Genomic DNA, 13,552 nt, shown 5'->3' with positions numbered 1-13,552 from the left:
CTTCAACTCTCCTTTAATACATCTTCAAATACAGTCAATTCTTTTAGAATCTCTTCATCAATATTTACGCCTAATCCAGGTTGATCTTTTAAAGAAATATGAGGAATATCATAATGTAAGTCACCGATATCCTTAGTAAACTTCAGTGGTCCGGTTAATTCTACACTTGTAATATTCTTTTTAGAAAATGACACATGAAAACCTGCACTTGAAGCAATCGATGATTCTACCATTGATCCGACCTGGCACTCAATCCCGGCTAGTTCTGCCTGATATGCAAGCTTAACTGCTGGCAATATACCACCACACTTCATCAACTTAATGTTTATACGATCACAGGCATTTTTCTGAATAATCTCTTTCAACTCTCTTGCTCCCTTTAGTCCTTCATCAATCATAAGGGAAACTGTTGAATGAGACCTAATAAATGCCATACCATCAATATCATCTGCTCTTACCGGTTGCTCTAGCCAATCTATATCTACCGTTTCTAATGCCTTAATTCCTTTTAAAGTAGCAGCCGCTGTTTGCCAACCTTGGTTTACATCCACTCGTATAACGGCTTTGTCTTTAACGCTATCAGCAACTGCCTTAATTCTTGCTACGTCCCCATTCACATCTCTACCTACTTTAATTTTAAATGATGTATAACCTTTAGAGACTTGTTCCAGTGCTTCTGTCGCCATTTTTTCTGGCTCACCAATACTTAACACATGCGTGATGGGAAATTGCACATGGTAACGTCCACCGATGAGCTGATACACGGGCACTTGTAGTTTTTTACCGATTAAGTCGTAACAAGCAATATCGATCGCAGCTTTAGCAGCAGGTGCTTGATAAATGAGCTTGTCCATGATTTCATGTACCTTTTCAATTTCCATTGGATTGATACCTAATATGGCAGGTCCAAGTGTATGTTTAATTACTTGATAAGTGCCTTCCCATGTTTCTCCTGTCACATGCTCATCAGGTACTGCTTCTCCGTAGCCTATGAGACCTTCATCCGTTTCCACTTTTACGATAATGGATGGCATATCTTTATATGTATGATAACTGATGACAAACGGCTGTTTTAATGGTAGACGAATCGCATAGATAGCGATGGATGTAATCTTCATATTTCTCTCTCCTTATCAATAAAAGAAGAAAGCCGAAGAAAAAACTCGGCTCCCTCTTTCATTATGTTTATGCATTTAATGATGCTTCTTCTTCTTTTTCCAATGCCCTTTTCTCTTCATCAGTGATTTTAACAATGGTAAATCCTATAAAAGCATAAATGATAGAAATAATCGGAACGATGAAATTCAGGATAGCATAGGGTGCATACTCTAATGCACCTATTCCGAGTGTGGCAAGAATAAACACTCCACATGTATTCCATGGTATAAATACAGAGGTTAAAGTTCCCCCATCTTCTAGGGCCCTGGATAGGTTCTTTGAATGCAGATTTTTATCGCGATATGCTTTGGAAAACATCCTTGCAGGAACAACAATTGAAATATATTGCTCTGATGCCGTCGCATTTGTTGCAAAGGCAGATACAATAGTGGTTGCAACAAGACTACCTGCTGACTTAGCTAGCTTTAAGATTTGATTGACTATCGCTTGTAGCATACCTGTATTTTCTAATATTCCACCAAACGTCATGGCCACAATCGTCATGGAGACGGTGTACATCATCGAATCGAGACCTCCTCTATTAAAGAGACCATCAACCATCTCATTTCCACTTTCCATTTTGTAACCGGATTGTAAAGCTGATACTGCCTCAGATAGCGAACCACCTTGTACAAAGATTTGACAAAGAACGCCTAGGAGGATACCTACAATTAATGCTGGTACTGCCGGAACTTTTCTTGCTACCATAATAATAACTACAAGGGGAACAAGTAATAACCATGGTGAAATAACAAAAGAATCTTGTAAGGCAAGGATTGTTTGATTAATTTCTGCTGGATTGGCTCCTCCTTTACCAAAGTCTTTGCCTAAGAACCAATAAACCGCTAATGCAATGATAATACCAGGAACGGTTGTAAATAACATATGTTTGATATGATCAAATAAATCAGTACCTGTTAAGCCGGATGCTAAATTTGTTGTGTCTGATAACGGAGACATCTTATCACCAAAATAAGAGCCTGAAATAATCGCACCAGCTATCATCGGAGCTGGGATGCCCATACTCATGCCTATGCCCATTCCCGCTACACCTATCGTTCCCATTGTTGACCAAGAGCTGCCAATTGATAAAGAAACGATTGCACATATAATCGTTATAGAGACGAGGAACAAAGATGGGGTGATAATCTTTAATCCATAGTAAATCATTGTTGCTACAATACCACCACCAAGCCAAGAACCGATGACTAAACCAACTAACATGATAATTATGACCGCAGGTAATGCCAGTTTAATCCCCTTATACATCGATTCCTCAATATGCTTCCAATTATATCCTGCTTTCCAAGCAACTAATGCAGCCGTAATTGTTCCAATAATTAATGGAATATGAGGTCCTTGATCTAAATAAATAACCGCAATCATCATTGTTACTATCATGACAACTAATGGAATTAGCGCCATACCGAATGTCATTTTTTGATCCTGTTTCATAGAAATCCTCCCATTTATATTTTTCACTTTAATTATGCTTTCAACAAGGCTGCTACTATTCGAGCACCCTGGTCCAATACTGTATGGTTAAAATTCATTTGCGGGTGATGTAATCCCGGCTTTAAGTCAGCACCTAAACCAATCATTGTTGCATGGACATTTGGATGTTTGATCGTATAAAAATGAAAGTCATCACTTCCCGGGGTAATGAGTGGGGGAGCCACACTTTCTGAACCTAATACCTCTGTTATTGCCTGTATTGCCATCTCCTCTGCTTGTTGAGAGACGACTGCACCAGGGGTATAATCTATCCAATCAAATGAAATATCGACATCAAACAATGTCGCAATATCGCCTAACCCTTTACTCACTTTTGTTTGTAGCTCTTTTAATTGTTCATTTTTTTGCGCTCTTATATCGATACCAAAGGTGGCATGACCTGGAATGATATTTAAGCTTGCTCCACCTGTTTGAATATTAGTTAATTTGACAGAATACGCATCAAACGGAGACAAATAGATATTCTTTAAAAATTGATAAATCGTAGCAATTACATCAATTGCGCTTCTTCCTTGATGAGGCCTGGCGCCATGGGCATCTTCACCACTAATTTTCCCTTCTAATGTGACACATGCTCCGTGATGGATGGATGGGGATACTTGTCCTAAAGATAATTCTTCATGTGGTCTGAGATGGATGCCAAACAAATGTGTGACATCTTCCATCGCGCCATGCTTAATCATTTCTAGAGATCCATTTCCTTTTTCTTCAGCTGGTTGAAAAATAAAACGTATGCGCTTACTTAAAGCTTGCTTATCCAAATAAAGAATACTACCTAAAACAATAGCCATATGTGCATCATGCCCACATGAGTGATTAGCACGATACATACCATCTACTTGCTGCCAGAGGGCATCTATATCCGACCTAACAGCAATTACTTCATCTCCACTTCCCACCTCTGCTATTACACCAGTTAAATCCCCAAAAGTTTGATAATCAACCTCTAAATCACTCAGTATAGACACAATTTTTTTGGTTGTCTCATACTCTTTAAAACTAGGTTCTGGATGGTTATGAAATTCATTAAACCATTCTTGAATTTGATCTTTATAGTTCATAAAATCATCCCTTTTAGACTTTAGAAAATTTTACAAAAATTCACCTTTGACTGACTCTATAGATACACAAAAAGCCTTGTACATATGTACAAGGACTTCTCACGAATGAACAGTATGGCCAGTTCTTCTTTGGTGAGAAATCTCTAGCTGAATTTGTTTGCAATAAGTTATATTACTATCATGTTTTATTAATGAATACTCTTTACCAATAAACAAATGCGAACAGGATTTTTCTAAAAAAAGAAAGCGTTTACGTTTTTAAAAGTTTGATAACTTCCATGAAATAAAGGTTTAGGAGAAAGATAAAAGTGATTGATTGTATCTTTCTCCTCTTACAGCGTTAAAGTGATTATTAAGATAATATCATATATAGAAAAATTATTCTAATAATTTATTAAAAACTGTCTTATCCTAAAACTTTTACTATTTTTTCAATTGCCCAATCAAGATCTTCTTTAGAAATAATAAGTGGCGGTGCAAAACGAATAACCGTATCATGTGTTTCTTTACAAAGAAGCCCTTCTTCTTTCAACGCTTCACAATATTTACGTGCAGGTTCAGTAAGCTCAACCCCGATAAACAACCCACGTCCACGCACTTCTTTAATCATTGGATTTTTAATTTCCTTCAATTGATCAACAAAATAGTTACCTAGCTCTAAAGAGCGCTCTACAAGTTTCTCTTCTTTAATCACTTCAATGGAAGCCATAGAAACCGCACATGCCATCGGGTTCCCACCAAAAGTTGAGCCGTGTGAGCCCGGATTGAAGACACCCAAAACTTCCTTGCTTGAAACTACACAAGAAATAGGGAAGACTCCTCCACCTAAAGCTTTACCTAGAATGTACATATCAGGACTTACGCCTTCCCATTCGCAAGCAAACATTTTTCCAGAGCGTGCAAGCCCAGCTTGAATCTCATCGGCAATGAACAAGACATTCTTCTCTTTACATAATTCACGCGCTTCTTTTAAGAACCCTTCTGGAGGAATAACAATTCCAGCTTCCCCTTGAATCGGTTCAATTAAAAATGCTGCCGTATTTTCCGTAATAGCAGCTTTTAACGCAGCAATATCTCCATAAGGAACTAGCTTAATTCCTGGAAGCATCGGGCCAAAACCTTTTTGGTATTCCTCTTCTGAAGAAAGGGAGACAGCTGTCATCGTTCTGCCGTGAAAGTTTCCTATACAAGCGATGATTTCTGCTTGGTTCTCAGCTACTCCTTTTACATCATAAGCCCATCGACGAGCTGCTTTTATAGCTGTTTCCACTGCTTCAGCACCTGTGTTCATTGGCAAAGCCATATCCATGCCTGTTAACTCACAAATCATTTCATACCAAGGACCCAATTGATCATTATGGAAAGCTCTTGATGTTAATGTCACGCGTTCTGCTTGATCTTTCATCGCTTGAATAATCTTCGGATGGCGATGCCCTTGGTTAACTGCTGAATAAGCACTTAACATATCCATGTATTTGTTACCCTCAGGATCTTTTACCCAGACCCCTTCAGCTTCACTAATTACGATTGGTAGTGGATGATAGTTATTCGCACCAAATTTTTCAGATTGTTCGATCAGGTGTTTTGTTTGTACTGTATTTTTCATCTTTATCGACATCCTTCCAGTTTTGATTAATAGATTGCTAGAAAGGGATGATCATCCCTTTCTAACCTTGATTGACTTTAATACATTTCAGACGTTGTTTTTGCTTGCATATGAAGCATAATATAATCTGGTCCGCCTGCTTTTGAATCTGTACCTGACATATTAAAACCACCAAATGGCTGATAACCAACAATTGCACCCGTACAACCACGATTAAAGTAAAGATTACCCACATGGAAATCTTCTCTTGCTTGTTGGATATGTTCACGATTATTCGTGAGAACAGCTCCGGTTAAGCCATATTCTGTATTGTTCGCAATCTCGATTGCATGATTAAAGTCTTTTGCCTTTGTAAAACCGACTACTGGACCAAAAATCTCTTCCTGCATGATACGCGCCTGTGGATCTAGATCCGCAAATATCGTTGGTTGAATGAAATAACCTTTAGAATCATCGCCTTCTCCACCGAGCATAAGCTTTCCTTCTTCTTTTCCAATTTCAATATAACTCATAATCTTATTAAACGCTGATTGATCAATAACCGGCCCTGTAAAGTTACTTCGATCTTCAGGATTACCCGCTTGTTTATCTTTCGCGATTTCTACTGCTCTTGCTAGTACTTGATCATAAACATCTTCTACAATGACTGCTCGCGAACAGGCTGAGCATTTCTGGCCTGAAAATCCGAAAGCAGAAGCGACGATTGATTGAGCAGCAAGCTCTAAATCAGCTTCTTTATCAACAACAATCGTGTCTTTACCTCCCATTTCAGCAATCACACGTTTAATCCAGATTTGACCATCATTTAGTTTCGATGCACGTTCGTTAATTCGAAGACCCACATCCCTTGAGCCTGTAAATGAAATAAAACGAGTATCCTTATGGTCAACTAAATAGTCACCTACCTCTGCACCACTTCCTGGTACAAAGTTAAGTACGCCTTTAGGTAATCCAGCTTCTTCTAATACCTCTACAAATTTAGCCGCAATGATTGGTGTAGTTGAAGCTGGCTTTAAAAGCACTGTATTACCCGCCACAATTGCAGCGACTGTTGTACCAGCCATGATGGCAAACGGGAAGTTCCAAGGAGAAATAATAACTCCTACCCCAAGTGGAATATAGTCATAACGATTGTATTCATTCGGTCGGCTATTGACAGGTACACCATCTTTAATCGCTAGCATTTGTCGTGCATAATATTCTAAGAAATCGATGGCTTCTGCTGTATCAGCATCTGCCTCATTCCAAGGCTTACCCGCTTCTTTTGTCATAAGAGCGGAAAACTCATGTTTACGTCTTCTAATAATTGCAGCTGCTTTAAACAAAACATCGGCACGCGTTTCTGGCTTTACTTTACGCCAAGATTGGAATGCCCTCACAGCCGATTGCATTGCTTTTTCTGCTAATGCTTGATTTGCTTTTGACACACGACCAATAACTTCTTCTTTATTTGCTGGATTGATAGATACGATTTTCTCATCTGTAGAGATTCTTTCGCCATCAATTAATAAATCATAGTCTTGACCTAAATAGGATTTAACCGTTTCGAGTCCTTTTAAATAATCCGCTTGATTACTTTCTACGCTAAAATCAGTAAATGGTTCATGTTTATATGGCTGTACCATTCGAAATTCCTCCTACTCTATATTGTATTTCTCTTATTCTATTTTTATCGTTCCCCATTATTATTGCAAATAACGTGCCAATTACTAAAAATGCGAATTAACAATATTTTCGTCCTATTGGGTGCAAAAATATTTTTCTTTTCGCAAAAATATTTTTCTATCTTCTGCAAAATATTTTTGCGAATGTGTATAATAAATAATTACAGGGGGGACATTCATGAACAACTTTCTAAAACGAATGAATTACTATTATGATAAAGTCTTAGATGAAATTGACGCTGGTGTCCATGTCGTTGATGAAGGCGGAAATACGGTCATTTATAACCGGAAAATGGCTGAAATTGAAGGGATGGCTAAAGCCGAAGTACTATATAAAAACTTACATGATGTTTTTTCATTTGAACATAATGAAGAAAGTCGTTTGCTTGAAGCTGTTGAAAAAGGCATTAAAATCGAGAACGCAAAGCAAAGTTATTACAATAATCAAGGACTAGAAATTACTACGGTTAATCATACTTTACCTATTTTCTTCGAAAACGAGCGTATTGGCGCAATGGAGATTGCCCGTGATATTACAAGATTAGAAAAGTTAATCAGAGAGAATAGACAACAAAGAGAAGAAACTCGCTTTACTTTCCAAAGTATCATTGGTCATAGTCCAGCCATAACTGAAGTGATCGAAGCAAGCAAAAGAGCAACGCGTACGGATTCTTCTATCTTAATCATCGGTGACACAGGTACAGGAAAAGAACTATTTGCTCAGAGTATTCACAACGCAAGTGAGCGGGCACATAAACCATTTATTTCGCAAAACTGTGCAGCCATACCAGATAATCTGATAGAAGGCTTGCTTTTTGGCACAAAAAAAGGGGCATTTACCGGAGCAATCGAAAGGCCTGGATTATTTGAAGAAGCAGAAGGTGGTACACTTCTACTGGATGAAATTAATTCTTTAAATATTCACTTACAAGCAAAATTATTGAGAGTTCTACAAGAGAAAAAAGTAAGGCGGGTGGGAGATACACGAGACCGTTCATTTAATGTCCGTATTATCGCTACAATCAATGAGGATCCGATTGATGCAATTACGAATGGACATTTAAGAAAAGATTTATATTATCGGTTAGGTGTTGTTTCTTTATCCATCCCTCCGTTAAAAGAGCGCAGAGAAGACATAGAGGAACTGGTATACCATTTCATTCATAAGTACAATGAGAAGTTTGCAATGGGCGTAAAAGATATTGATTCATCCCTTTTATCAAACCTTTTTCATTACGAATGGCCAGGTAATGTCAGAGAGCTAGAGCATCTTATTGAAGGCGCAATGAACTTAATCGAATATGAAGAATCGATTACCTATCATCACTTACCTTTTCATTATCGACATCGATTACAATCCCAACCATTCTTAAAAAAAGAGAAAGTATTCGATCACCCTGTCGACAGTAATAAGCAAGAACACATTGGCCACACTTTAAATGACTATTTAACAAAAGCCGAGCGCCATTTTATTCAACAAGCACTTATAAGAAACCAGCACCATATTACCAATACGGCAAAAGAACTTGGTATGAGTAGACAAAATCTACAATACAGGATAAAAAAACACCGTTTAACATGACTAATAGCATGTTCTAAATAAAACAGAGGATGTTGGTCCTCCTTTGGACGAACAATCCTCTCTACATAAGATATTGATTAAGATGAAGACACCTTAAATTCGCATTCATACAATATGTGATTAAATAACACAAGTTTATCATTTGTGCTCGTTTAATCCTTCACCTTATTATTGTATGTATATAACATCAGTGACTTAAAAACTGCTGGTTATACATTTCTGCATAAACACCATTTTGATTATACAAATGCTGATGAGTCCCTTGTTCAGCGATTTCTCCATCCTTAATGACCATAATATGATTGGCATTCTCAATTGTTTTGAGGCGATGGGCAATGACAAATGTCGTTTTCCCCTTCGTTAATTGTGCTAATCCCTTTTGAATATGAATTTCGGTTTGTGTATCAATACTCGATGTGGCTTCATCTAAAATTAGAATATTGGGATTCGAAAGCATAGCTCTTGCGATAGAAAGAAGCTGCCTTTGACCTTGACTTAAATTGCTGCCGCCACTTTCTATTAACGTATCATATCCTTTAGGGAGATGTTTTATAAAGGCATGAGCTGACGCAAGCTTGGCTGCCTCTATTACATCTGTATCTTTTGCTTTAAGCTTCCCATAACGAATATTCTCCATAACTGTTCCAGAAAATAAATAAGAATCTTGTAGGACGATTCCGATATTTTTACGAAGTAGACGGATTTCATAGTCTCTTATGTCTGCACCATCAATATAGATTGCACCCTTTGTAACATCATAAAAACGAGCGAGTAATTGAATGATTGTTGTTTTACCCGAACCAGTTGGACCAACGATGGCAATGGTCTCTCCAGCTTTCACACTAAAATTAAGCGATGATAAAACCTCTTTCTTCTCATAAGCAAAAGAAACATTCCTAAATTCAACATTTCCTAACAATGCAGACACCTTCAAAGCTTTGGGCCTATCAACTATATCAGTTTTTTCATCTAAAACTTCAAATACACGCTCTGCACCAGCAATGGCGGATTGGAAGGTGGTAATCAAATTTGACAACTGATTAATTGGACGGTAAAAATTGCGAGAATACGTCACAAATGATGCAATCATCCCTATCGAAGCCATATTTACAATCGCTAGTAACGCGCCTGTAAATATAATAAAGGCTAACCCCAAGTTATTCACAAAATTATTCACTGGGCCAAGAAATCCTGAAGATATTTCAGCACGAATAGAAGAAGTTCGTAACGACTCATTTTGATAATTAAAAGAAGTAAGAACATCATCCTCTTTGCCATATAATGAAATGATCTCCAATCCAGAGATGGACTCCTCCACTTTCGCATTCACTTCGCCAAGATCTCGCTGTCTCGCAGAAAAATAACGACTGCTATAAGACACAATCGCTTTAGTTGCTAAAAACATAAGTGGAATCACCAAGAATGCCACAATGGCCATCACACCATTTAAAGCAATCATCGCTATCGCTACCCCGGTAATTGTTAAAACGGATGAAACTATTTGAATCACACTTTGACTAAGTGCTGCATGTAATTGATCAATATCATTTGTTACTCGACTCATTAATTCGCCATAAGAACGCTTATCGAAAAATTTCAATGATAAACTTTGGAGCTGATCAAATAATTCCTGGCGGATTTTTTTTATTGTTAATAATGACACATTTACCATTATGAGCGCTTGTGCCCATGTGGTAATAGATATAAGGATATATATACATGCAAGTATGGCGGACATGACAATGGTACCTGTAATATCACCTTTTAAAATATAATCATCAATAATGACACCGATTAAATAAGGACCAGCTAATGTAAATAAAGTTGATAATAACACCATAAAAACAACAAGTATCATTCTTAACTTTTGTTGTTTCATATACTGCCATATACGTAGCAATGTCCCTGTAAATTTTTTCGGTGTTGCACCTTTCCCATTCATGCGGCTAGGTCCTCGGCCAAAATCTAGTGTTTTTTGTTCTTTTGGTTGATTATTCATGGCCGGCTCCCCCTTGTGTTTGGTAAATCTCCTTGTACACTCCACTTTCTTCTAACAACGTATCATGATTACCTTTAGCCACAACCTCACCCTCATGAAGAACAAGAATCTCATCAGCTTCTCTTATGGAAGATATCTTTGATGAAATAATAATTTTCGTCGAATGACGCTGCTTTAATGCTTGTTGAATTTTCTTTTCAGATAGTGCATCAACGGCGGATGTTGAGTCATCAAGAATGAGCAAGTCTGGCTCCCTAATAAATGCTCTAGCAATGGAAAGTCTTTGTCTTTGACCACCGGAAAAATTCTTCCCTCCTTGCGCCACTTCATACTCATAACCTTCATCCAATTTATCAATGAACTCGACTGCACATGCATCATTTGCCGCTTGTTTCATTTCTTCTAGTGATGCATCGGTTTTCCCATCTTTTAAATTGTTTGCAATAGTACCAGAAAATAATAGTGCACGTTGGCTGACAAAACCGATTTGTTTCCGTAACGTTTCTTTGGTGTAATTTTTTATATCAACACCGTTCAAAAAGATTTGCCCATGATCGACATCATACAATCGAGGAATTAGTTTGGCTATCGTTGTCTTTCCACTACCAGTTGGACCGATGATTCCTAATGTCTTACCTCGTTGAATAGTGAAGTTCAAATTTTTCAGCACATACTCCCCATTTTTGCTATAACTAAAAGCAACATCTTTAAATAGTAAATGATCCTCTTTTTGATTAACAATGGTATATTCACCGTCAACCATATCTTGCTCAACCGTGAGTACTTCTTGTATGCGATTAGCTGAAGGGAAAGCTCTTGTTATCAACATCAACACATGGCTACTGGACATCAAGCCATTCATAATAATTGTCATATAGTTTATAAAAGCAAGGATTGCTCCCACTTCAATTGCTCCTCCATCAACCTTTATTACACCAAGCCATAAAGCAGCCACAATGCCTAAATTCACAATAAAAAGCAACAATGGCATCATGAGAGCAATCAATTGTTCTGCTGAAATATTGACCTTCGTTAACATGCTGTTTTTTTCGGCAAAGCGCTTCTTTTCAAAGTTTTCCCTTCCGAATGCTTTAACAACGCGAATACCGGCTAAATTTTCTTGTAAGCGCGTATTGATGACATCGATTGCTTCTTGCACTTTTTTAAATAAAGCTGCTGATTTTTTTGTGAAATAAATAATAATAATAAATAAGATCGGCACAGCAATCATAACAATTGGAAAGAGTTCTCTTGCAGTAAAAAAGACGATTAGGACACTACCTATGAACAATAATGGTCCCCTTACAAAAACTTTCAACGTCATTAATATCGCACGCTGTAAAACACTTATATCATTACTTACAATCGTTATGAGCTTACCCGAACCATATCGATCCACGTCCCTACTTGAAAATTGGACAATACGATTAAATACATCCTTTCTTATGTCTGTTGAAAAATGGACAGCAGCTTTTGTGCTGAAAATAGAACAACCAATCCCACCAATTAATCCGATGATGGCGACAATGATCATAGAAATACCAAGCTGAATCGTCAGCTCCGTGTTATTATTAGCAATTGCGTCATCAATCATATGTTGCATGATTGTGGGCTGAAGTAAATCCATACTTACTTCAATAAACATTAATAAAGGGCCCAAACAAGCAAAAAACCAATATGGCTTTATGTAATTTAATAATTTTCCAAATGATTGCATCCATTCTCTCCTCTATTTCTTGTTGTTCTAACTTAATTATTTTAACGCTTACTGACTGTATTTGGTCAATTAGAATTTCCCCTTTTGTAAATTGTTTTGTTCTACAATAGTAAAAAAGCTCACCCGAATTTATTCAGATGAGCTTCTTTTATTTACGATTAGCCCCCATCTTCACAAGTTTCATGAGGCTCAACGTGAACATGGACATCATAAACATGATGATTCTCGATTAATTCTTTTTCAACTAATGTAGCAAGATCATGGGCAAGATTAATATCCATCGTTCCTTCTACACAAATAATCACATCTACAACGATATTATTTCCATACAAACGCCCTTTGATTTCCTTTATTTCTTTCACACCTTCAATCGCATGAATGGCATTTTCATATTCCTCAATCTTATCCTCATCAAAGCCGTCTGTTAATTGATGTGTAGAGTCCCTGAAGATCTCCCAAGCTGTTTTAACAATCAAACACCCAACTATTACAGCTGTCACAGTATCTAACCAAGGTAATCCAAGTTGAGATCCAAATATACCAATTGCAGCACCAATACTAACAAGAGCATCAGAGCGATTATCCATTGCCACTGCATATAGTGATTTACTATCAATGCTTTTTGCTAACTTTTGGTTGTAAGTAGACACAACAAACATTATTGCAGCAGCCAATAAAGCCACATATCCAGCAATCGCATTAGGAGCTTCGGATGTTTGATTTACTAAAGAGGAAAACGCTCCAATAATTACCTCTGCACCTACAGCAAACATAATAAAAGCAGCAATCAAGGAGGCAATTGCTTCACTCTTCCAATGTCCATATTTATGATCTTTATCGGGAGGCCGTTGTGAAATTCTTAAGCCCACCAATACGGCAATACTCGCAATAATATCTGTCACATTATTTAATCCATCTGCTTTTAGCGCAGCTGAGTTTGTCATATAGGCAACGGTCAACTTAAAAACCGATAGTATTATATAGACAATAATACTTAACTTTGCACCTTTTTCACCAATTTTTAAATTCTTATATTTTTGTTCATCCACTAAAAAACACACCCTTCAATAGCTATATTTATCATAGCAATCACTAGTCGAGTGGGTCTATAGCAACCTTTTTGGCTAATTGAATTTAAATAGGGATAATAAAAAAATGTTGAAAGAGGCAAACATTTTATCGGTAATCCAAACATATCTACAATCCTCCTAGCCCCTGCATCGTATTCACATAATGTCTCCAGAATCACA

General features: G+C 37.3%; 9 protein-coding genes. 1 reads left to right on the top strand and 8 read right to left on the bottom strand.

Features of this window, described 5'->3' with window-relative positions; translation table 11 throughout:
* Positions 1-2: 2 nt before the first annotated feature.
* The 5 genes from U9M49_RS14105 to pruA all read right to left on the bottom strand — a co-directional run bounded on the left by U9M49_RS14105 (position 3) and on the right by pruA (position 6,965).
* Positions 3-1,118 (bottom strand): mandelate racemase/muconate lactonizing enzyme family protein, encoded by a 1,116-nt coding sequence (locus U9M49_RS14105; protein WP_095370176.1) that lies wholly within the window; start codon positions 1,116-1,118, stop codon positions 3-5.
* Between the two features lie 67 nt (positions 1,119-1,185).
* Positions 1,186-2,613, bottom strand: a complete 1,428-nt coding sequence (gene nhaC / locus U9M49_RS14100) for a Na+/H+ antiporter NhaC (RefSeq protein ID WP_095370177.1) — start codon at positions 2,611-2,613, stop codon at positions 1,186-1,188.
* 32 nt (positions 2,614-2,645) lie between these two features.
* Positions 2,646-3,734: an amidohydrolase gene (locus U9M49_RS14095; RefSeq protein WP_095370178.1), complete on the bottom strand. Its 1,089-nt coding sequence runs from the start codon at positions 3,732-3,734 to the stop codon at positions 2,646-2,648.
* Positions 3,735-4,140: 406 nt separating this feature from the next.
* A complete protein-coding gene (locus U9M49_RS14090; RefSeq protein ID WP_322910013.1) occupies positions 4,141-5,340 on the bottom strand; it encodes an ornithine--oxo-acid transaminase in 1,200 nt (399 codons plus the stop codon).
* Between the two features lie 77 nt (positions 5,341-5,417).
* Positions 5,418-6,965, bottom strand: a complete 1,548-nt coding sequence (gene pruA, locus U9M49_RS14085) for an L-glutamate gamma-semialdehyde dehydrogenase (RefSeq protein WP_307317657.1) — start codon at positions 6,963-6,965, stop codon at positions 5,418-5,420.
* Between the two features lie 217 nt (positions 6,966-7,182).
* Between pruA and U9M49_RS14080 the strand changes: the two genes are divergently transcribed.
* Complete coding sequence (locus tag U9M49_RS14080; protein ID WP_095370181.1) at positions 7,183-8,586, top strand: sigma-54 interaction domain-containing protein; 1,404 nt, start codon at positions 7,183-7,185, stop codon at positions 8,584-8,586.
* A gap of 187 nt (positions 8,587-8,773) precedes the next feature.
* Here the strand turns inward: U9M49_RS14080 and U9M49_RS14075 are convergent, their stop codons facing one another.
* The 3 genes from U9M49_RS14075 to U9M49_RS14065 form a co-directional block, all read right to left on the bottom strand.
* Positions 8,774-10,585 carry an ABC transporter ATP-binding protein gene (locus U9M49_RS14075; protein WP_322910012.1) on the bottom strand — a complete coding sequence of 604 codons (1,812 nt, stop codon included), beginning with the start codon at positions 10,583-10,585 and terminating at the stop codon, positions 8,774-8,776.
* Positions 10,578-12,302, bottom strand: a complete 1,725-nt coding sequence (locus U9M49_RS14070; RefSeq protein WP_307317663.1) for an ABC transporter ATP-binding protein — start codon at positions 12,300-12,302, stop codon at positions 10,578-10,580. The genes U9M49_RS14075 and U9M49_RS14070 overlap by 8 nt, the downstream gene beginning before the upstream one ends.
* Positions 12,303-12,460: 158 nt before the next feature.
* Positions 12,461-13,351, bottom strand: coding sequence for a cation diffusion facilitator family transporter (locus U9M49_RS14065; protein WP_095370184.1), 891 nt, complete (start codon positions 13,349-13,351; stop codon positions 12,461-12,463).
* Positions 13,352-13,552: the final 201 nt, after the last annotated feature.

This window comes from Cytobacillus sp. OWB-43 (assembly GCF_034651445.1).
In the GTDB taxonomy this organism is placed as follows: Bacteria; Bacillota; Bacilli; order Bacillales; family Cytobacillaceae; genus Cytobacillus; species Cytobacillus kochii.
This window is presented reverse-complemented; position numbering and strand designations above follow the sequence as displayed.

Bases quoted from the DNA above. Each gene is read 5' to 3' on its own strand.
- U9M49_RS14105 (WP_095370176.1), bottom strand. From the start codon at position 1,118: ATGAAGATTACATCCATCGCTATCTATGCGATTCGTCTACCATTAAAA.
- nhaC (WP_095370177.1), bottom strand. From the start codon at position 2,613: ATGAAACAGGATCAAAAAATGACATTCGGTATGGCGCTAATTCCATTA.
- U9M49_RS14095 (WP_095370178.1), bottom strand. From the start codon at position 3,734: ATGAACTATAAAGATCAAATTCAAGAATGGTTTAATGAATTTCATAAC.
- U9M49_RS14090 (WP_322910013.1), bottom strand. From the start codon at position 5,340: ATGAAAAATACAGTACAAACAAAACACCTGATCGAACAATCTGAAAAA.
- pruA (WP_307317657.1), bottom strand. From the start codon at position 6,965: ATGGTACAGCCATATAAACATGAACCATTTACTGATTTTAGCGTAGAA.
- U9M49_RS14080 (WP_095370181.1), top strand. From the start codon at position 7,183: ATGAACAACTTTCTAAAACGAATGAATTACTATTATGATAAAGTCTTA.
- U9M49_RS14075 (WP_322910012.1), bottom strand. From the start codon at position 10,585: ATGAATAATCAACCAAAAGAACAAAAAACACTAGATTTTGGCCGAGGA.
- U9M49_RS14070 (WP_307317663.1), bottom strand. From the start codon at position 12,302: ATGCAATCATTTGGAAAATTATTAAATTACATAAAGCCATATTGGTTT.